The organism is Streptomyces sp. NPDC048417 (genome assembly GCF_040651615.1).
Taxonomy (GTDB): Bacteria; Actinomycetota; Actinomycetes; order Streptomycetales; family Streptomycetaceae; genus Streptomyces.
Genome location: NZ_JBEZKI010000021.1, coordinates 98,502 through 118,636 on the forward strand (window position 1 = coordinate 98,502; position 20,135 = coordinate 118,636).

Sequence of the window (20,135 nt, forward strand, 5' to 3'; positions counted from 1 at the left end):
GTCCGCTCGGCCCATGCCAGGCACAGGGATTCCGCTTTGCGGGCTCAGCCCTGGACCGCCGCCGGGTCCATCCACACGACCTCCCAGCTGTGGCCGTCCAGGTCCTCGAAGGAGCGGCCGTACATGAAGCCCTGGTCCTGGACGTCGTCGTTCGCCGTGCCGCCGGCCGCGACCGCCTTCTCCACCAGCTCGTCGACCTTCTCGCGGCTCTCCGCGCTCAGACAGATCAGCACCTCGCTGGTCTTCGTCGAGTCCGCGATCTCCTTCTTCGTGAAGTCGGCGTAGCGCTGCTTGCTCAGCAGCATCGCGATGATCGTGTCGCTGATCACGACACAGGAGCAGTCGTCGGTGCTGAACTGCGGGTTGATCGCGTAGCCGAGCTCCGTGAAGAACTTCCGCGACGCGGCGACGTCGTTGGTGGCCAGGTTCACGAAGATCATCTGCTGGTACATGGGGTCTCTCCCTCGAGTGTCGTGCCGTTCGGCGGGATAGACCGCGGGGTGCTTCGAAAGTCATCGGTGGTCTCGCGTTCCTGTGCCGCGACTTTCGAACGGCCTCTCAGCGCGCGAGGGGCAGCGCGGCGAGGTCGGCGACCAGCAGGGTGAGAGGGACGAAGAGGGCCAGCAGGGCGCCGGAGCGCAGGGCCGCGGCGCTGCGCAGCACCGTGGCCGGGGCGCCCAGGCGGAGCAGGGCCCGGGTGGTGTCGGCGCGGGACTGGCGGGCCTCCACGGCGGCGGTCAGAAGCGTGGCCAGCGCGCAGCCGGCGACCACGACACCGCCGAGGGTGGTGAGCGGGCCGAAGGCGAGGGTGTCGCCGTCGTCGTAGAGCGTGAGGGCCGCGAAGGCCGCCGACGCCACCGCGCAGACGACGCCGAGGGGGCGGCCGATGCGGGTGGCCTCCGCCATCAGGACACGGCCGGCCAGGAGACGGAGGGCGCCGGGGCGGGCGGTCTGGAGGAGGCGGCCGCAGAGGTGGGTGAGGCCGGGGGCGGCGAGGATCAGGCCGAGGGCGGTGAGGGTCCAGCCGGCGAGGGCCCCGACGGGGCCTACGGCCAGGCCCCCGGGGAGGGTGGTCACCGGGGTGGCTTCGGTGGCGCCTGCGTAGGACTCCACGGCGAGGCCCGCGGCGAGCACGGCGATGCCCCACGGGAGGCCGGTGGGGGACTTCGCGACCCCGAACAGCTCGGGGACGTCCGCGGGGGCCGGGAGGGGGGGTTCGCCTGCCGGCGCTTGCGACGTGCCTTCCCCGGTGGGGGCGTCCGCGGCGGCTGCCTGTGCCGTCTTGGTGGCGCGGCCGGCCGTGGTCGGCGGTGTCGGCCGGGGCGAGGTTGCGAAGAGGCGGGCGCCGAATCGGCCGTACGTTCCGAACGTCTCCCGCCCTGGCTTGGAGGCGTAGGCCCCGAAACGACCGTAGACACGCGCCCGGCCCGCCGGGCCCCGCAGGTCCCTCGGGCGGAGGGTCACCGCCACCGCCGTGGACGCGAGCACCGGGAGCACGGCCAGGAGCGTCAGGGCCGCCGGGACGGGCAGGGACCGGTTCGCCGCCAGGAAGTCCTTCGCCGCGCCGTCGAAAGGCATGCCCGTGAGGTCGCCGCGCAGGTGGAGGAAGACCAGGAGGGCCAGCACCGAGCCCAGGGTGCAGGCCAGGGCCGTGTTCAGGGCGGCGATGGCCATCAGCCGGGCCGGACCCAGGCCCAGGGCGGACAGGCCCGGGCGCGGTTTGGTGCCGGGGTCGGTGCGGGCCACCGCGATCGCTAGGTACACCGTGGCGGCGAGCGGGATCGCACACCACGACAGGCGCAGCAGGGCGGCCGTGGAGTGGGTCGGGTGGACCATCGCGTAGCCGAGGGCGGACAGCAGCAGGAAGCCCGTGCCGGCGGCCGCCGTGGTCACCAGGAGGCGGCGCAGGTGGACGGCCGGGCGGGCGGCGCGGGTCAGACGGAGAGCGAGCACTCGGCCCGGCCCTCCGCTTCGGGGACCGGCGGCAGGTGGACCGTGTTCACCCGGCGCCCGTCCAGGAGCGAGACCTTGCGGTCGGCCAGGGCGGCCGTTTCCGCGTCGTGCGTGGCCAGGACCACCGTGATGCCGTGCGAGCGGGCCGCCGTGGTGAGGGTGCGCAGCACGTGGGCGCGGTCGGCGCGGTGCAGCGGTGCCGTCGGCTCGTCCGCGAAGAGGATCGTGGGGGAGGGGGCGAGGGCGCGGGCGATGCAGACGCGCTGGCGTTCGGCCTGCTGGAGTTTCGCGGGGTGGCTGCGGGCCTTGTCGCCGACGTCGAGGCGCTCCAGCCACTCCAGTGCGGCCACCTTGGCCCGGCGGCGGCCGGTGCCACGCAGCATCAGGGGCAGGGCGGTGTTCTCCCAGACGTTCAGCTCGGGGACCAGCGTCGGCGCCGGGTCGATCCAGCCGAAGCGGTCGCGGCGGAGCCGTTCACGGGTGAGCGGGCCCATCCGGTGTACGGCCGTGCTGTTGAACCAGACCTCGCCGTGCTGCGCCGGGACCAGACCGGAAAGGCACCTCAGCAGCGTGGTCTTGCCGCTGCCGCGCGGCCCGCTGACGGCGAGGATCTCGCCCTCCCGTACGCCGAGCGAGACACCGGCGACACCGGGCGAGCCGTCCGGGTGGCAGAAGTGCAGGGAGCGTGCCCACAGCACGTCGTTGTCCGGCGGGGCCTCCATGGGCGTACACCTCGGTTCTGATCCGTTTTCCCGCATCCGATCCCCCGTCCGGGGGAACGAAGGCTGGGCCGATCGGTCACGTGCACGCTAGGCAGGTCGGCGGGCCGAGCCCGGACAGCACACGGCCCCGGGCCGCCGTTCTCACTCGAACGGACGGCACCGGGGCCGGATCGGACCGCTGATCCGATGATCAGAGCTTCGTCCACGCCTCCGTCAGCGTGGCGCGCAGGATCTGCTCGATCTCGTCGAAGGTCTCCTGGTTGGAGATCAGCGGCGGGGCGAGCTGGACGACCGGGTCGCCGCGGTCGTCGGCACGGCAGTACAGGCCGTTGTCGAACAGGGCCTTGGAGAGGAAGCCGTACAGGACGCGCTCGGTCTCCTCGTCGTTGAAGGACTCCTTCGTGGCCTTGTCCTTGACCAGCTCGATGCCGTAGAAGAAGCCGTTGCCGCGGACGTCGCCGACGATCGGCAGGTCGTGCAGCTTCTGGAGGGTGGACAGGAACGCGCCCTCGTTGTCGAGCACGTGCTGGTTGATGCCCTCGCGCTCGAACAGGTCGAGGTTGGCCAGGCCCACGGCCGCCGACACCGGGTGGCCGCCGAAGGTGTAGCCGTGCAGGAAGGTGTTGTCGCCCTTGTAGAACGGCTCGGCGAGCTTGTCGGAGATGATGCACGCGCCGATCGGGGAGTAGCCCGAGGTCATGCCCTTGGCGCAGGTGATCATGTCCGGGACGTAGCCGAACTTGTCGCAGGCGAACATCGTGCCGAGGCGGCCGAAGGCGCAGATGACCTCGTCGGAGACGAGCAGCACGTCGTACTGGTCGCAGATCTCGCGGACCCGCTGGAAGTAGCCGGGCGGGGGCGGGAAGCAGCCGCCCGCGTTCTGGACGGGCTCCAGGAAGACCGCGGCGACGGTGTCCGGGCCCTCGAAGAGGATCTGCTGCTCGATCTGGTCGGCGGCCCAGCGGCCGAAGGCCTCCGGGTCGTCGCCGAACAGCGGGGCGCGGTAGATGTTGGTGTTCGGCACCTTGTGCGCGCCCGGGACCAGCGGCTCGAACGGCGCCTTGAGGGCCGGCAGGCCGGTGATGGACAGCGCGCCCTGCGGGGTGCCGTGGTAGGCGACCGCGCGGGAGATGACCTTGTACTTGGTCGGCTTGCCCTTGAGCTTGAAGTACTGCTTGGCGAGCTTCCAGGCGGTCTCCACGGCCTCGCCGCCGCCGGTGGTGAAGAAGACCTTGTTCAGGTCGCCGGGGGCGTAGTCGGCCAGGCGCTCCGCCAGCTCGACGGCCTTCGGGTGGGCGTACGACCACACCGGGAAGAACGCCAGCTCCTGGGCCTGCTTGAAGGCGGTCTCGGCGAGTTCCGTGCGGCCGTGACCGGCCTGGACCACGAACAGACCCGCGAGACCGTCGAGGTAGCGCTTGCCCTTGTCGTCGTAGATGTAGGTGCCCTCACCCCGGACGATGGTCGGGACGGGGGAGTTCTCGTACGAGGACATGCGGGTGAAGTGCATCCACAGGTGGTCGTACGCGGTGCGGCTGAGGTCCTTCTCGGTCACGGTTATCGGGTTCCCCACATGTAGGTCTGCTTCTTCAGCTTCAGGTAGACGAAGCTTTCGGTGGAGCGCACGCCGGGCAGTGCCCGGATGCGTTTGTTGATGACGTCCAGCAGGTGGTCGTCGTCCTCGCAGACGATCTCCGCGAGGATGTCGAACGAGCCCGCGGTCATCACCACGTACTCGACTTCCGACATGGCGGTCAGCGCGTCCGCGATCGACTCGACATCGCCCTCGACGTTGACGCCGACCATCGCCTGCCGGCGGAAACCCACGGTGAGCGGGTCCGTGACGGCGACGATCTGCATCACGCCCTGGTCCAGCAGCTTCTGGACGCGCTGGCGCACGGCCGCCTCCGACAGGCCGACGGCCTTGCCGATCGCGGCGTACGGCCGGCGGCCGTCCTCCTGGAGCTGCTGGATGATGGCGAGGGAAACGGCGTCCAACTGGGGAGTGCCGTTCCTGGACTCGCGGGACGAGTCCCTCTGGTCTGCGCTTCGACTGGCCACGACCTCACTGTGCACGACGTCTCGACGGTTCCGCAAGGCCGCATCGATGAAATTCGTTGTTTGGGGTGCCCGGTATTGCGGATTTCGCAGACGCGGCGGCCGTGGGGGTGTTGAAAACGTGGGATCTCGGATTAGTGTGGGTGTCTCAGTCAATGGACACCCGAACTTGGAGGGCCGGCAGTGAGCACCGAGCTGCGTCGTCTGCGCAATTACATCGACGGTGAGTTCCGGGACGCCGCCGACGGACGGACCACGGAGGTGGTCAACCCGGCGACGGGCGAGGCGTACGCGACGGCGCCGCTGTCCGGAGCGGCGGACGTCGACGCGGCCATGGCGGCCGCCGCCGCGGCCTTCCCGGCGTGGCGGGACACCACACCCGCCGAGCGCCAGAAGCACCTCCTGAAGATCGCCGACGCGTTCGAGGAGCGCGCCGAGGACCTCATCGCGGCCGAGGTGGAGAACACGGGCAAGCCCATCGGGCTCACCCGCTCCGAGGAGATCCCGCCGATGGTCGACCAGATCCGCTTCTTCGCTGGCGCGGCGCGGATGCTGGAGGGCCGGTCGGCCGGCGAGTACATGGAGGGGTTGACCTCCATCGTCCGCCGCGAGCCGGTCGGCGTCTGCGCGCAGGTCGCGCCGTGGAACTACCCGATGATGATGGCCGTGTGGAAGTTCGCCCCGGCGATCGCGGCGGGCAACACGGTCGTGCTGAAGCCGTCGGACACGACGCCGGCGTCGACCGTCCTGATCGCGGAGATCATCGGCGGGATCCTGCCGAAGGGTGTCTTCAACGTCGTCACCGGCGACCGTGACACCGGCCGTCTGATGGTCGAGCACCCGACCCCGGCGATGGCCTCCATCACCGGTTCCGTGCGCGCCGGCATGTCGGTCGCCGAGTCCGCGTCCAAGGACCTCAAGCGGGTCCACCTGGAGCTGGGCGGCAAGGCGCCGGTCGTCGTCTTCGAGGACACGGACATCGCCAAGGCCGTCGAGGACATCTCTGTCGCGGGCTTCTTCAACGCCGGCCAGGACTGCACGGCCGCCACCCGCGTGCTCGTCCAGGAGTCCATCCACGACGAGTTCGTCGCCGCGCTCGCGAAGGCCGCGGCCGAGACGAAGACGGGCCAGCCGGACGACGAGGACGTGCTGTTCGGGCCGTTGAACAACCCGAACCAGCTGAAGCAGGTCTCCGGCTTCATCGAGCGGCTTCCCGCCCACGCCAAGGTCGAGGCCGGCGGTCAGCGGGTCGGTGACAAGGGCTACTTCTACGCCCCGACCGTCGTCTCCGGGCTCAAGCAGGACGACGAGATCATCCAGAACGAGGTCTTCGGACCGGTCATCACCGTCCAGTCCTTCACGGACGAGGACCAGGCCACCGAGTGGGCCAACGGCGTCGAGTACGCGCTGGCTTCCTCAGTGTGGACCAAGGACCACGGGCGGGCGATGCGGATGTCCAAGAAGCTGGACTTCGGCTGCGTGTGGATCAACACGCACATTCCGCTGGTCGCGGAGATGCCGCACGGCGGGTTCAAGAAGTCCGGGTACGGCAAGGACCTGTCGGCGTACGGGTTCGACGACTACACGCGGATCAAGCATGTGATGACGTCGCTGGAAGGCTGATTCTCTCGGCTGCGGCTGCGGCTGCGGCTGCGGCTTCAGCTGAGGGCGTGGCTGCGGGCGTGGGTGTGGCCGCAGGGGCGTGGGGGCTGGTCGCGCAGTTCCCCGCGCCCCTTTGGGTGGGTTGCGCTGCCCGGGGTTGGGAAGGCCCCCCGGTGACCGGGCGCGTAACGCCGTGTTGACCTAGGCCATCGACAAGGTGTCCGGTCCGCGTCAGGGGGCTCGACGCAGCGTCGATTGCCCGGCATCAGGTATGCGCGACATGCTTCAGGTGTGCCCCAGACCTCTCCTCGGACGCCCGCGCTCTCCCGTCGCTCCCTGCTGCGCGCGCTCGGCGGCACCGCCGCACTCGGCGCACTGGCCGGCTGTGGGGTGCCCGCCGCCTACGTCAAGGCCGGCGACCGCACCGTGACCGACCTGTCGGCCCAGGACCACAGGCTGGTCTTCGCGAACTGGCCGCTGTACATCGACGTCGACGACGACAACCCGAACAAGCGGCCCACCCTCGACGCCTTCGAGAAGCAGACCGGGATCTCCGTCGACTACATCGAGGAGATCAACGACAACGACGAGTTCTTCGGCAAGATCAGCCCGGCGCTGATGAACCACCAGTCCACCGGACGGGATCTGATCGTCATCAGCGACTGGATGTGCGCGCGGTTCGTCCGCCTGGGCTGGGTCCAGAAGATGGACCGCGCCCACCAGCCGAACGTGGCGAAGTACCTGGACCCGCTGCTCCGCTCGCCCGCCTTCGACCCGGGCCGCCTGTACACGGTGCCGTGGCAGTCGGGCATCACCGGCATCGCGTACAACCGCAGGAAGCTGGGCCGCGAGATCCGGCACGTCAAGGACCTGTGGGCGAGCGACCTCAAGGGCCGGGTGACCCTGCTCTCCGGCCTCGACGAGGCGTTCGCGCTGCTGATGCAGGGCAACGGCGTGGACATCACCAAGTGGACGGCCGACGACTTCTACGACGTCTGCGACGAGGTGGAGAAGCAGGTCGCCCGGGGCCAGATCCGCCGCTTCACCGGCAACGACTACACCAAGGACCTGGTCAGCGGCGACGTCCTGGCCTGCCAGGCGTACTCCGGTGACGTCATCCAGCTCCAGGCCGACAACCCCGACATCCGCTTCCTCGTCCCGGAGGAGGGCGCGGAGCTGTGGTCGGACTCCCTGATGATCCCGGACCGCGCCGACCACAAGGCCAACGCCGAACGCCTCGTCGACTACTACTACGAGCCCGAGGTCGCCGCCGAGCTGGCCGCCTGGGTCAACTACGTCTGCCCGGTCCCGGCGGCCCAGCAGGTCCTCGCCGCCTCCAAGGACAAGGACACCGCGGCCCTCGCCGAGAACCCCCTGATCTTCCCGAACACGGCGATGCGCAGGCGCCTCGCCATCGCCCGCGACATCACGTCGACCGAGCGCGTGGACTTCGCGAAGCGGTGGAACAAGATCGTGGGGCTGTAGGGCGCCGCGGCACTTGTGTGACGAGGATCCTTGGTTGGCACAGAAGAGGGCTGGTTGACACCGGTCGGACGTTCGATCCGCAGACCAGCGCGCCGACGGGCAGGCTGGGCGCCCACCGCCCTCCGGGGAGCGGAACCTGAGGTTTGCCGCAGAGGCGCCGGGATTCTGTCGGTCGCAGGCCTGGGACGGTGCGGCGTAGCGTTCCAGTAACTCCCTTGCCCGGGCTCAGGGTTACCGCGCGACGTGCGTGGGAGTCGGGAAAAGTTCTCGCATGGTTCTGGGGATTCGGTCACGGGAACGGAAAGATCGGGGGGCTCACTCGGCGCTCGCGAACAGGTCGGGCGCCGCTCCATGCGATGGGAGACCGATCAACGTGTTAACTCCGGTGCGGAACAGAGTACGGACGGCCGCGCTCGCGCTCTCGGCCGTTACGGCCCTCGTCTTGGGCGCGACCACCACGACCGGCGCGGCAGCGGCCCCCGCTGCCGCGAAACAGGGACCGACCTCGGTGGCGTACGTCGAGGTGAACAACAACAGCATGCTGAACGTCGGCAAGTACACCCTCGCCAACGGCGGCGGCAACGTCTTCGACGTCGCCGTGATCTTCGCGGCGAACATCAACTACGACACGGGTACGAAGGCGGCGACCCTGTACTTCAACGAGAACGTGCAACGCGTCCTCGACAACGCCGCCACGCAGATACGGCCGTTGCAGCAGAAGGGCATCAAGGTCGTCCTCTCGGTACTCGGCAACCACCAGGGCGCGGGCTTCGCCAACTTCCCGTCCCAGCCGGCGGCGTCGACGTTCGCGAAACAACTGTCGGACACCGTGGCCAAGTACGGCCTCGACGGCATCGACTTCGACGACGAGTACGCGGAGTACGGCAACAACGGCACCGGCCAGCCCAACGCCAGCTCGTTCGTGTACCTGGTGTCGGCACTGCGCGCCAACATGCCGGACAAGATCATCAGCCTCTACAACATCGGCCCGGCCGCGTCGCGCCTGTCCTACGGCGGTGTCGACGTCTCGTCCAAGTTCGACTACGCGTGGAACCCGTACTACGGCACCTGGCAGGTCCCCGGCATCGCACTGCCCAAGTCGAAGCTGTCGCCGGCGGCCGTCGAGATCGGCGGGACCTCGCAGAGCACGGCCGCCGCCCTCGCCACCCGCACGGTCAGTGAGGGGTACGGCGTCTATCTGACGTACAACCTCGACGGCGCCGATCGCAGCGCCGATGTCTCCGCGTTCACCAGGGTGCTGTACGGCAGTGACGCCCACTACACGCCGTAGGCCGACCGCACTCCCCGGCGTCCGGTGCCCCCTCGGGGCTTGCCGCATCCCGTAGGGCCGCGCCTCGGGCAGGCCACGCTTTCGACAACGATGTCGGAGGCGTGGTCGCCATGGGTACCGTGACCTGCGCGGCACCAAAGTGCCGACTGTCACTCTGGTTCTGCGCTTCCGGCCGCTGAAGCTGGTTGGCATCAGCGCAGGTCACGAACGTTGCCCGATGTCAACGAGCAATCTTCGTCACAACAGGTGCGACGAGGATTTTCGACCGGCACAAAAGAGCGACGGCCGGCATCAGGATCAGCGTCGCCTCTCAGCCAGGCTGCCGCCTTCTGCTCGGAGAAGCCGACGGGCTGGAGGCTGCGGCCCGGACCGGAGGGGCTCGATCTCATCACCGAACCGGTGATCGGCGAACCGGTCACCAGCGCCGCGCCCGTGCCCACGACGAGTCGGCCGCGGGCTGTTCCTGGTCGCCCGGCTCGCCGAGCGCCGGAGGTGTGGACCGAGCGCCGGTGCTCGGAAAGCACGACGTCCGGCCTACCCGATGAACGGCACGGCCGACACCTCCGGCGGCAGGTTGAGCGGTGTGACCACCTGGATCGCCGAGGGGAGGGTCGGACCGTCGTCCGGCAGGGCCTTGTTGGCCCGCATGATGGCCTGGCAGGAGCGGCGCACGTCCTGGCGCAGGTCGTGGTGGAGGACCGCGGACAGGCGGCGCTCCCGCAGCAGGCGGGTGTTGTCGTGGTCGAGGTCGTGCGCGATGAAGACCGTGCATGTCCTGCCCAGGGCATCGAAGGCGTCCAGAGTGGCGAGGTTGCCGCCGCCCATGGAGTAGACGGCCGTGATGTCCTCGTCGCGCTTGAGGGATTCCAGCACCAGATCGCGCTGCGTCGCGTCCAGGCCGTCGCTGTCCGTGACCTCCACCAGGGACCGCTTGGGAGCGCCCAGGCGCATCGCGCTGCGGAAGCCCATCTCACGCTCCTCCTCGCCACGGAAGGAGCCCCGGCTGATGGTGGTGAGCACGTTGCCGGGGCGGTCGCCGAGCCACTGCTCGAGCAGGTAGGCGGCGGTGGCCCCGGCCGCGCGGTTGTCGATGCCGATGTAGGCCTGACGTGCACTGTGGGGCAGGTCGGTCACCAGGGTGACGACGGGGATGCCGGTCGCGACCAGCCGTCCGACGGCGGCCGCGATCTCGGGTACGTCGGGGGCCTTGAGGATCACGCCCTGTGAACCGCGCTTGGCGATCTTGTCCAGGGTGCCGGCCAGGTCCTCGGGCGGGCAGGTCTCGCGGAAGTGGAAGCGTGAGCGCACGACGGCGGGATGCAGGGAGGGCAGTTCGGCCTCCAGCGCCTCGCGTATGGCCGTGGAGAACCGCTCCGGCGTCTGCATCACGATGTCGATCATGAAGGTACGGCCGCCGATGCGGACCTGGGTCTGCTGGCGGTCCAGGTCCTTGATCGCTTCCTGCACCTCCCTGATGGTGCTCTCCCGCACATTGCCCCGCTGATTGAGGACGCGGTCGACCGTGGCCGTGCTCAGCCCGGCCTGACGAGCGATTTCCCTGATCGGATAGGGGTGGCGCATGACGGTTCCCCGAGGGTGATGATGGACTTTTGATGTGGCGCTGAGGATTGAATGATGGGTTGAGGTTCTCAAGACTGACAGAAAGACAAGCACTGCGAAAGGACCCGGATGTCCTCCAAAGCCACCGCGGAGCGGACCTGGCTGACCGAGGCCGACTGCGATCTCGACTCGTTCCGCTCGCTCGTCGAGCGGGAGACCGACACCGCGGACTACTCCTCGGCGGAGCGCGTGGATCAGAACGTGCTCGTCTACGACAGCGGCCGGCTCCGCCACCTCACCGTCACCCCGGACGGCCGGCGCGACGTGCAGAGCGAGCTGATCCGGGCGCTGCTCGACGGACCCGGCATCGTCGTCCTCAAGGGCGCCTTCGCCGATCCGGACGTCGTCGAACGGGCCACCGAGGCCTTCACCGCGCTGATCGAGGAGGAGCGCGCGAGCGGTACCGCCCGCGGCGACCACTTCGCCAAGCCGGGGGCCAACGACCGGGTCTGGAACGCCCTGGACAAGATGGCCGTGCGGGCGCCGGAGGCGTTCGCCGACTACTACGCGAACGACATGCTGGCACTGATCGCCGAGGCCTGGCTGGGCCCCGCCTACCAGGTGACCTCGCAGGTCAACGTCGTCAACCCGGGCGGGGCCGCGCAGAGCGTGCACCGTGACTACCACCTGGGCTTCCTCACCCAGGAACGCGCGGCCGCCTACCCGGCGCACGTCCACCGCCTGTCCCCGGTACTGACGCTGCAGGGCGCGGTGGCCCACTGCGACATGCCCGTCGAGTCCGGCCCGACGCTGTACCTGCCGCACTCGCAGAAGTACGAGCCCGGCTACCTCGCCTGGCGACTCCCGCGGTTCGTCGAGTACTTCGACACCCACCACGTCCAGCTGCCGCTGGACAAGGGCGACGCGGTGTTCTTCAACCCCGCGCTCTTCCACGCAGCCGGGCACAACCGCTCGACGGGCATCCGGCGCATGGCCAACCTGCTGCAGATCTCCTCCGCCTTCGGGCGCGCGATGGAGACGGTGGACCGCGAGGCGATGGCCGCCGCCCTCTTCCCGGTGCTGCTGCGCCGCAAGGCCGAGGGTGTCTCGCAGGACTGGCTGCGCCGCGTGGTCGCCGCCACCGCCGAGGGCTACCCCTTCCCCACCAACCTGGACCTCGACCCCCCGGTCGACGGTCTTGCACCGCCCTCCCCGGCGGACACCGTCTGGCAGGCCGTCGTCGAGGGCTGGGCCCCCGAGCGGCTGCGCGAGGAACTGCAGGCGGCCGCCAAGCGCCGCCACAGCTGAAGGGAACACCGCAACTCATGGGACTGCTTGAGGACAAGGTCGTCCTCGTCAACGGCGGCAGCCAGGGCGTCGGCGCGGGCATCGTGCAGGCGGCCGTACGGGAGGGCGCGAGCGTCGTCTTCACCGGCCGCCGGGCCGAGGTCGGCGAGAAGCTCGCCGCGGACACGGGAGCCCGCTTCGTACGCGCCGACCTGGCCGATCCGGCCCAGGCGCGCGACAGCGTCGTACACGCCGTGGACGCTCACGGGCGTATCGACTGCCTGGTCAACGCGGCCGGGCTGACATCGCGCGGCTCGCTGCTCGACACCACGCCGGAGCTGTTCGACCAGCACATGGCGATCAACCTGCGGGCGCCGTTCTTCGCGATGCAGGCGGCGGTGGCCGACATGAGGGGCCGCACGGCGCCGGGCACCATCGTCAACATCATCTCCAACTGCGCCCACGGCGGGCCGGCCTTCCTGGCGGCGTACTCCGCGGCCAAGGCGGGACTCGCCGGGCTGACCCGCAACGCCGCCCACGCCCACCGCTGGGACAAGATCCGGATCAACGGCCTCAACATCGGCTGGACGGACACCGAGGGCGAGGACGCCACCCAGCGGGCCTTCCACGGGGCGGGCGACGACTGGCGGGAGAAGGCCGCCGCGGCCCAGCCCATGGGCAAGCTCGGCCAGGTCGACGAGATCGCCGACTTCGTCGTCTTCCTGCTGTCCGACCGCAGCGGGGTGGTGACCGGTTCGGTCATCGACTGGGACCAGATCGTCTTCGGCGGCCAGGACTGAGCCGCTCCGTCGAGGAGAAGGAAAGAAGATTCGCATGCGTATAGGGATCATGGGACTGGGCCGGATCGGCGCCTTCCATGCGGAGACCCTCGCCGGGCTGGACGCGGTGGACTCTCTGGTGGTCACCGACCCGGTGGCCGCGGCCACCGCCTCGGCCGCCGAGAGGTTCGGGGCCACCGCGGTGGACTCTCCCGAGGCGGTGTTCGCCGCCGGCGTCGACGGTGTCGTCATCGCCGCCGCGACCGACGCGCACCCCGAACTCATCCTGGCCGCCGTCAAGGCGGGCGTTCCGGTCTTCTGCGAGAAGCCCGTGGCCCGTGGCGTCGAGGAGAGCCTGGAGGTGCTGCGCGCGGTGCAGGGCAGCGGTGTCGAGGTGCACATCGGCTACAACAGGCGCTTCGACGCGGGCTGCGTGGCCGCGCGCCGGGCCGTGGTCAGCGGCGAGCTCGGCGACCTGCACACGGTCCGCTCGACCACCCTGGATCCCGCGCCGCCGCCGCCCGCCTACGTGGCCGTCTCCGGCGGCATCTTCCGCGACTGCAGCGTCCACGACTTCGACATCGTCCGGTGGGTGACGGGCCGCGAGGTGGTCGAGGTGTACGCGACCGGCGGCAACCGGGGCGCCGACTACATCCGTGAGGCGGGCGACGTCGACACGGCGTCCGCCCTGCTCACCCTGGACGACGGCACCATCGCCGTCATCTCCAACTCCCGGCACAACGCCCGCGGTTACGACGTGCGACTGGAACTGCACGGGATGAAGGACAGCATCGCGGTCGGTCTGGAGGACAAGCTGCCGCTGCGCTCCGTCGAGCCGGGCGCCACCTTCCCGGCCGGGACACCGCACCACTTCTTCATGGACCGCTTCACCGCCGCCTACCGCGCCGAACTCACCGCGTTCACCGAGGTCGTGGCCGGCACCCGTACCTCCCCCTGCACGGTGGCGGACGCCATCGAGGCGAGCTGGATCGCCGAGGCGTGCACCCTCTCGCTCCGCGAGCACCGGCCCGTACGGCTCGACGAGGTGCGCAAGGGATGACGAACGAACCTCTGCGGATCGGCGTCCTGGGCGCCGCGCGGATCGCCGAACTGTCGATCGTGGGGCCCGCTCGTGCGGGCGGCCACCGCCTGGTCGCGGTGGCCGCCCGCGACCGGGGCCGGGCCGAGGCCTTCGCCGCCACGCACGGCGTGGAGCGGGTGGCCGGTTCCTACGCCGACCTCGTCGCCGACCCGGAGATCGAGGTCGTCTACAACCCGCTGGCCAACAGCCTGCACGGGCCGTGGAACCTGGCCGCTCTCCGGGCCGGCAAGCACGTCCTCACCGAGAAGCCGTCCGCGAGCAACGCGGCGGAGGCGGCCGAGGTCCACGAGGCCGTCGCCAAGGTCGGCACGGTGTTCATGGAGGGCTTCCACTACCTGTTCCACCCGGTCACCCGGCGCCTGCACGAGCTGCTGGACAGTGGGGAGTTGGGCGACCTCCGGCATGTCGAGGCCATGGTCGCCATGCCCGCGCCCCCGGACAGCGACGTGCGCTGGTCACTGCCGTTGGCCGGCGGTGCGCTGATGGACCTCGGGTGCTACAGCCTGCACGCGTTGCGGACGCTCGCGCCGTGGGCCGGTGGCGCGCCCCGGCTGGTGGCGGCGCGTGGCGGGGAGAAGGCCGGCGCCGCGGGCCTCGACGAGTGGCTCTACGCGGACCTGGAGTTCCCCGGCGGGGCCACCGGCAGCGCCAACTGCCACATGGCGTACGACAGGTTCCGGATGAGCTGCCGTGTCGTGGGCACGCGCGGCGAGGCCACGGCGACGAACTTCGTGCAGCCGCACCTGGACGACCGGGTGGTGGTGCGCACGGCCGCCGGGGAGCGCACCGAGGAACTCGGCCGCCGGTCGTCGTACACCTTCCAGCTGGAGGCCTTCGCGGCCCACCTGCGGGAGGGCGCACCGCTGGTTCTCGACGCGGACGACGCGCTGACCACCATGCGTCTCATCGACGCGTGCTACCAGGCGGCCGGATTCCCCCTCCGGCCGCGTACGGTGCTTCCGGCCACCGGCTGAGAAGCGGCGGACACGGGAGAGGGGCGGTACCGGACCGGTACCGCCCCTCTCCCAATTGTGCGGGCGCCGCCTACTTGTACAGAGCGGGCCGCTCGATCAGCTCGACCCGGACACGCCGCCCCTCCCGCTGGGACAGCACCCCGGCCTCGCACACGGCCGCGGCCGCATAGCCGTCCCAGACGCTGGGCCCGGTCGTCTCGCCGCGCCGCGTGGCGTCCGCCCAGGCCTGGACCTCGCGGTCGTAGGCGTCCTCGAAACGCTCCAGGTAGTCCGGGGTGACACGGCCGCCCCAACGGCCGTCGGCGGTCAGCCGCGGGCCGTGCTCGTCGTCGATGCGTACGACGCCCCGCTCGCAGACCGCTTCGGCCTGCACCTGGTAGCCGTAGCCGCAGTGGCCGAAGATCTCGACGTCGACGAGGGCACCCGACTCGGTTTCGAAGAGCACGAGCTGAGGGTCGCTCATCCCCTCGGGGGCGTACGACGTCGGGGCCGGCTTGTGCACGGTGACCGCCGTGATCTCCTGGTCGAGGAGCCAGCGGGTCACGTCCATCTCGTGCACCACCGAGTCGTTGATCAGCATCTCCTCGGTGAACCACGACGGCATGGCCGGATTGCGGTGCCGCTGGTGCAGCATCAGCGTCCGGCCCAGCTCCCCGCTGTCCAGGAGCCGCTTGAGCTTCGTGTACTCGGCGTCGTACCGCCGCATGAAGCCCACCTGGACGCGTCGGTGGCCGAGCTTCTGTTCGGCCTCCACAACGCGCAGGGCGGAGGCCGCGTCGGGGGTGAGCGGCTTCTCGCACAGCACGGGCAGGTCACGGTCGAGGGCTTCGAGCAGGGCCGCCTCGTGGGCGGGCCCCGGGGAGGCGATGAGGACGGCGTCCACGTCCTGCGCCGCCATGGCCGCGGCGGGTTCGGTGTACGCCGTGCAGCCCTCGATCGCGTCCGCGAGGGTCCTGGCGCGCTCCGCATCGATGTCGACGACGGCGGTCACGCGAGCTCCGCTGACGACATGGTGCAGTCTGCGGACGTGGTCGGCGCCCATCCTGCCGGTGCCGACGACGGCGACGCCGAGTGCTCGCTCAGATGGCATGTTCTGATGTCTCCGTGGTGGGTGAGGTCAGCCGGCCTGGGGTGCGCCGACCTGGAGTTCGTCCGCTTCGGGGAGCTCTTCGACGTCGACTCCGCGGACCTGGGACAACTCGTGCTTGAGCGCGGCGAGTTCGGCGCCGCCGGCCATGTGGTTGGTCAGCTCGTCGAGCGTGATCTCGCTGCGGGAGGCGCTCAGTTCGAGGGTGCCCAGGCGCAGCACGCTGAAGTGGTCGCCGACCATGTAGGCGTGGTGCGGGTTGTGGGTGATGAAGATGACGCCGAGGCCGCGGTCGCGGGCGGCGGCGATGTACTTCAGGACCACGCCGGACTGCTTGACGCCGAGGGCGGCGGTGGGCTCGTCGAGGATGAGGACGCGGGCGCCGAAGTAGACGGCACGGGCGATGGCCACGCACTGGCGCTGGCCGCCGGAGAGCGTGCCGATGGGCTGTTCCAGGTCGTCGAGGACGATGCCCATCTCGCGCAGCTCGTGGTCGGCGGTCTTCTTCATCTTCTCGATGTCGAGGCGGCGCACGGGCCAGGGGCCCTTGGTCATCTCGGAGCCGAGGAAGAAGTTCCGCCACACGGGCATGAGGGGAACGGTGGCGAGGTCCTGGTAGACGGTGGCGATGCCCTTGTCGAGGGCCTGGCGCGGGGTGCTGAAGTGCACCGGTTCGCCGTCGACGAGGAAGTCGCCCTCGGTGTGCTGGTGCAGCCCCGAGATGATCTTGATCAGGGTGGACTTGCCGGCGCCGTTGTCGCCAAGGACGCAGGTGACCTTGCCGGGGTGGACGCTCAGGCTCACCCCGTGCAGGGCGCGGATGTTGCCGTACGACTTGCCGGCGCCGCGCAGTTCGACGGTGGCACTGTCCTTGTCCGCGGCACTGTCCGCGGCACTGTCCGCGGCATCGTCCGGGAGGATCGCGCCGTGCGTGCCGGATTCGTTGCTGGATGTCATGGGGTAGGTCACCTCCTGGTCGCCGACTGGCGGACCCACAGATTGATGAGGACGGCGCCGAGCAGCATCACGCCGAGGAAGGCCTTGAACCAGTCCGGGTTCCAGCCGGCGAACACGATGCCCTGGTTGACCATGCCGAACATGAAGGCGCCGAAGACCGGGCCGATCGCGCTGCCGTAGCCGCCGGTCAGCAGACAGCCGCCGATCACCGCCGCGGCGATGTAGATCAGCTCCTGACCCACACCCTCGCCCGACTGCACCGTGTTGAAGGTGAACAGCTGGTGCATCCCGACGAACCAGGCACCCACACCGACCAGCATGAACAGGGAGATCTTCGTGAAGGTCACCGGCACGCCGACCGCACGCGCGCTCTCCTTGTTGCCGCCCACCGCGAAGATCCAGTTGCCGTACCGGGTGCGCAGCAGCACCCAGGTGGCCAGTGCGGCGAAGACCAGCCAGTAGAACACGGTGATCTTCACCTGGACGCCACCGATGTCGAACGAGGAGGCGAAGATCTTCTGCGCCTGGCCGAAGCCGTCCATGTCGCTGATGTCGTCGGTGGCGACGTTGCCGGTGACCAGCTTGGTCACGGCCAGGTTGACGCCCTGGAGGATCAGGAAGGTGCCCAGCGTGACCAGGAAGCTGGGCAGGCCGGTCCTGACCACCAGCCAGCCGTTGAGGAAGCCGATCGCCAGCGACACGATCAGCGCCACGATCACGCCGGCCCACACGTTCAGGGTGAGCTGGTAGCTGAGCATCGCGGCGGTGAGCGACGAGCTGATCACCGCGACACCGGACGACAGGTCGAACTCACCGCCGATCATCAGCAGCGCCACCGGCAGCGCCATGATGCCGATCGTCGACGACTGGTACAGCACCGTGGCCATCGAACTGCCGTCGCGCACCGGCGGGGCGGCGATCAGGAAGAACACGTACACCGCGGCGGCACCGAGGAAGACACCCACCTCCGGACGCGCCAACAACCTGATGGCCAGAGGCCGTTCAGATGTGCGGCCGTCCTTTTCGTGCGTCGGGGGGGCCGGCGACGGGGTGTCCGTCGCCGGAGCCGTGGTCTGGGTCATGGTCATCACCGGGTGCCCTTCGCGGCGTATGCGGCGACCTTGTCGACGTTGGTCTTGTCGACGATGGCCGGGCCGGTCAGTACGGCCTGCTCACCGCCGCCGCTGTAGTTTCCGTTGTTCTTGTAGAGCCACAGGGCGTCGACCGACAGGTAGCCCTGCAGGAAGGGCTGCTGGTCGACGGCCCACTGGATCTTTCCGGACTGGATGGCGCCGACCGCGTCCTTGTTGAGGTCGAAGGTGGCGAGCTTGGCCTTGCTGCCCGACTCGGACACCGACTGTTCGGCGGTGAGTGCGATCGGGGCGGCGAGGGTCGCCACGAAGTCGATGGAGCTGTCCTGCTGGAGCTTGGCGGTCAGGGTCGACTTCACGGACGGCATGTCGGTGCCGTTGACGTAGAGGATGTCGGTCTTGCCGGAGAAGGTCTTCTTCAGTCCGTCACACCGCTGGGTGAGGCCGATGTTGCCCTGCTCCTGGACGACACAGACGGTGTGCTTGGCGCCGACCTCGTTGAGCTTCTTGCCGAACGCCTCACCGGCCACCGTCTCGTCCTGCCCGAAGAACTCCAGCAGGCCGAGCTTCTTCCAGTCGCTCACCCCGGAGTTGAAGCCGACGACGGGTATGCCGGCCTGCCCGGCCTTGGCGACGACGCTCTTGAGCGCGTCGGGCTTGGCGAGGGTGGTGGCGATGCCGTCGACCTTCTGGTCGATCGCGTTCTGCACCAGGTTGGCCTGGTTGCCCGCGTTCGGGTCGGAGGAGTAGACGAGCTTGATGTTGTCCTTGGCGGCGGCGGCCTGGGCGCCCTTGCGGACGATGTCCCAGAAGGTGTCACCGGGCGCGGCGTGCGTGATCATCGCGACTGTCATACGGGGAGTGGAGGCCTTGCCGGCCGAGATGTCGGTCCCGGTCTCGTCGGCCTTCTTGCCACCGGAGCCGCTGGAGCATCCGGCTACCAGCAGGGCGGCCGTGGCCGCCGCGGCGACGACGGGGATGACTCTGCGGGAACGGGGCTGGGACGAACGGTCCATCTTTCTGGCACCTCACTGTGCGGCAGGGGGATGGGAAAGGTTCTGCTCTGGGGCCGGCGGGGCCGGCGACGGGGAGTCCGTCGCCGGTGCCGTGGTCGGGGGCATGGCTGTCACCGGGTGCCGTTCGCGGCGAACGCGGCCACCTTGTCGACGTTGGTCTTGTCGACGAAGGCCGGCCCGGTCAGCACCGGCGCCTCGCCGCCGCCGCTGTAGTTTCCGTTCGTCTTGTAGAGCCACAGGGAGTCGACGGACAGGTAGCCCTGCAGATAGGGCTGCTGGTCGATGGCCCACTGGATCTTGCCGGACTTGACGGCGCCGACCGCGTCCTTGTTGAGGTCGAACGTGGCGAGCTTGGCCTTGCTGCCGGACTCGGAGATGGACTGGATGGCGGTCATCGCGAACGGGGCGCCGAGGGTCGTCACGTAGTCGATGGAGCTGTCCGTCTGGAGCTTGGCGGTCAGGGTCGACTTCACGGACGGCATGTCGGTGCCGTTGACGTAGAGGATGTCGGTCTTGCCGCTGAAGGTCTTCTTCACACCGGCGCAGCGGGCCTCCAGGGCGACCTGCCCCTGTTCCATGATCACGCAGACGGTGTGCTTGGCACCGGCCTGGTTGAGCCTGCGCCCGAAGGCCTCGCCGGCGATGGTCTCGTCCTGGCCGAAGTACTGGAGCAGACCCTGCTTCTGCCAGTCGTCGACACCGCTGTTGAAGCCCACCACGGGGATGCCGGCCTGTTCGGCCTTGGCCACCACGCCCTTCATGGCGTCCGGCTTGGCCAGGGTGACCGCGATGCCGTCGACCTTCTGGTCGATCGCGTTCTGCACCAGGTTGGCCTGGTTGGGGCCGCTGGGGTCGCTGGAGTAGATGAGCTTGACGTTGTCCTTGGCCGCAGCGGCCTGGGCACCCTTGCGGATGGTGTCCCAGAAGGTGTCGCCCGGGGCCGCGTGGGTGATCATCGCGACCGTCATGCGCGGGGTGCTCGCCTTGCCGGCGGAGACGGCGGACCCGCCCTCCTGGGCCTGCTTTCCACCCGAGCCGCTGGAGCATCCGGCGACGAGGAGCGCGGCCGCCGCCGCGGCTGCGAGGACAGGGGCGAATCTGCGGGAGCGGGGGTGGGACGAACGTTCCATCTTTCCGGCACCTCACTGTGCGGCTGGGGAGGGGAGAGGCG

18 protein-coding genes are annotated in these 20,135 nt (G+C 69.7%); 7 read left to right on the forward strand and 11 right to left on the reverse strand.

Going from position 1 to position 20,135, the window contains the following annotated elements; all coding sequences use genetic code 11:
• Nucleotides 1–44: 44 nt before the first annotated feature.
• From AB0D59_RS30785 to AB0D59_RS30805, 5 genes are all read right to left on the reverse strand, one after another.
• Nucleotides 45–452, reverse strand: a complete 408-nt coding sequence (locus AB0D59_RS30785; RefSeq protein WP_362572226.1) for a VOC family protein — start codon at nucleotides 450–452, stop codon at nucleotides 45–47.
• Between the two features lie 106 nt (nucleotides 453–558).
• Nucleotides 559–1,953, reverse strand: coding sequence for a hypothetical protein (locus tag AB0D59_RS30790; RefSeq protein WP_362572229.1), 1,395 nt, complete (start codon nucleotides 1,951–1,953; stop codon nucleotides 559–561).
• The gene (locus AB0D59_RS30795) at nucleotides 1,935–2,675 is read right to left on the reverse strand and encodes an ATP-binding cassette domain-containing protein (protein ID WP_362572232.1); all 741 of its coding nucleotides are present in this window, start codon (nucleotides 2,673–2,675) and stop codon (nucleotides 1,935–1,937) included. Before AB0D59_RS30795 ends, AB0D59_RS30790 begins: the two co-directional genes overlap by 19 nt.
• Nucleotides 2,676–2,865: 190 nt before the next feature.
• Nucleotides 2,866–4,248 (reverse strand): aspartate aminotransferase family protein, encoded by a 1,383-nt coding sequence (locus tag AB0D59_RS30800; RefSeq protein WP_362572235.1) that lies wholly within the window; start codon nucleotides 4,246–4,248, stop codon nucleotides 2,866–2,868.
• A complete protein-coding gene (locus tag AB0D59_RS30805) occupies nucleotides 4,233–4,751 on the reverse strand; it encodes an Lrp/AsnC family transcriptional regulator (RefSeq protein ID WP_089098474.1) in 519 nt (172 codons plus the stop codon). The genes AB0D59_RS30800 and AB0D59_RS30805 overlap by 16 nt, the downstream gene beginning before the upstream one ends.
• Nucleotides 4,752–4,916: 165 nt before the next feature.
• Between AB0D59_RS30805 and AB0D59_RS30810 the strand changes: the two genes are divergently transcribed.
• From AB0D59_RS30810 to AB0D59_RS30820, 3 genes are all read left to right on the forward strand, one after another.
• Complete coding sequence (locus tag AB0D59_RS30810) at nucleotides 4,917–6,356, forward strand: gamma-aminobutyraldehyde dehydrogenase (protein ID WP_362572238.1); 1,440 nt, start codon at nucleotides 4,917–4,919, stop codon at nucleotides 6,354–6,356.
• Between the two features lie 270 nt (nucleotides 6,357–6,626).
• The gene (locus tag AB0D59_RS30815; RefSeq protein ID WP_362572241.1) at nucleotides 6,627–7,820 is read left to right on the forward strand and encodes an extracellular solute-binding protein; all 1,194 of its coding nucleotides are present in this window, start codon (nucleotides 6,627–6,629) and stop codon (nucleotides 7,818–7,820) included.
• Between the two features lie 373 nt (nucleotides 7,821–8,193).
• The gene (locus AB0D59_RS30820; RefSeq protein ID WP_362572244.1) at nucleotides 8,194–9,111 is read left to right on the forward strand and encodes an endo-beta-N-acetylglucosaminidase H; all 918 of its coding nucleotides are present in this window, start codon (nucleotides 8,194–8,196) and stop codon (nucleotides 9,109–9,111) included.
• A 534-nt stretch (nucleotides 9,112–9,645) separates the two neighbouring features.
• Here the strand turns inward: AB0D59_RS30820 and AB0D59_RS30825 are convergent.
• On the reverse strand, nucleotides 9,646–10,692 hold the full coding sequence (locus AB0D59_RS30825; protein WP_362572247.1) for a LacI family DNA-binding transcriptional regulator: 1,047 nt from the start codon (nucleotides 10,690–10,692) through the stop codon (nucleotides 9,646–9,648).
• A gap of 108 nt (nucleotides 10,693–10,800) precedes the next feature.
• Here AB0D59_RS30825 and AB0D59_RS30830 point away from each other — a divergent pair, with 108 nt between their 5' ends.
• Genes AB0D59_RS30830 through AB0D59_RS30845 form a run of 4 tightly spaced genes read left to right on the forward strand, consistent with a single transcriptional unit; the run spans nucleotide 10,801 to nucleotide 14,813 of the window.
• Nucleotides 10,801–11,979: a phytanoyl-CoA dioxygenase family protein gene (locus AB0D59_RS30830; protein ID WP_362572249.1), complete on the forward strand. Its 1,179-nt coding sequence runs from the start codon at nucleotides 10,801–10,803 to the stop codon at nucleotides 11,977–11,979.
• A gap of 17 nt (nucleotides 11,980–11,996) precedes the next feature.
• Nucleotides 11,997–12,758 carry an SDR family oxidoreductase gene (locus tag AB0D59_RS30835; protein ID WP_362572252.1) on the forward strand — a complete coding sequence of 254 codons (762 nt, stop codon included), beginning with the start codon at nucleotides 11,997–11,999 and terminating at the stop codon, nucleotides 12,756–12,758.
• Nucleotides 12,759–12,792: 34 nt separating this feature from the next.
• Nucleotides 12,793–13,797, forward strand: coding sequence for a Gfo/Idh/MocA family oxidoreductase (locus AB0D59_RS30840; protein ID WP_362572255.1), 1,005 nt, complete (start codon nucleotides 12,793–12,795; stop codon nucleotides 13,795–13,797).
• Complete coding sequence (locus AB0D59_RS30845; protein WP_362572257.1) at nucleotides 13,794–14,813, forward strand: Gfo/Idh/MocA family oxidoreductase; 1,020 nt, start codon at nucleotides 13,794–13,796, stop codon at nucleotides 14,811–14,813. Before AB0D59_RS30840 ends, AB0D59_RS30845 begins: the two co-directional genes overlap by 4 nt.
• A gap of 70 nt (nucleotides 14,814–14,883) precedes the next feature.
• On the opposite strand, the gene AB0D59_RS30850 is transcribed toward AB0D59_RS30845, so the two are convergent.
• The 5 genes from AB0D59_RS30850 to AB0D59_RS30870 all read right to left on the reverse strand — a co-directional run bounded on the left by AB0D59_RS30850 (nucleotide 14,884) and on the right by AB0D59_RS30870 (nucleotide 20,094).
• Entirely contained in the window at nucleotides 14,884–15,903 is a 1,020-nt protein-coding gene (locus AB0D59_RS30850; RefSeq protein WP_362572260.1) for a Gfo/Idh/MocA family oxidoreductase, read from the reverse strand.
• A 27-nt stretch (nucleotides 15,904–15,930) separates the two neighbouring features.
• Nucleotides 15,931–16,857 carry an ATP-binding cassette domain-containing protein gene (locus AB0D59_RS30855; RefSeq protein ID WP_362572263.1) on the reverse strand — a complete coding sequence of 309 codons (927 nt, stop codon included), beginning with the start codon at nucleotides 16,855–16,857 and terminating at the stop codon, nucleotides 15,931–15,933.
• An 8-nt stretch (nucleotides 16,858–16,865) separates the two neighbouring features.
• Nucleotides 16,866–17,945, reverse strand: coding sequence for an ABC transporter permease (locus AB0D59_RS30860; RefSeq protein WP_362572267.1), 1,080 nt, complete (start codon nucleotides 17,943–17,945; stop codon nucleotides 16,866–16,868).
• Nucleotides 17,945–18,964, reverse strand: coding sequence for a substrate-binding domain-containing protein (locus AB0D59_RS30865; protein WP_362572269.1), 1,020 nt, complete (start codon nucleotides 18,962–18,964; stop codon nucleotides 17,945–17,947). The genes AB0D59_RS30860 and AB0D59_RS30865 overlap by 1 nt, the downstream gene beginning before the upstream one ends.
• A gap of 110 nt (nucleotides 18,965–19,074) precedes the next feature.
• Nucleotides 19,075–20,094 (reverse strand): sugar ABC transporter substrate-binding protein, encoded by a 1,020-nt coding sequence (locus AB0D59_RS30870; protein WP_362572272.1) that lies wholly within the window; start codon nucleotides 20,092–20,094, stop codon nucleotides 19,075–19,077.
• Nucleotides 20,095–20,135: the final 41 nt, after the last annotated feature.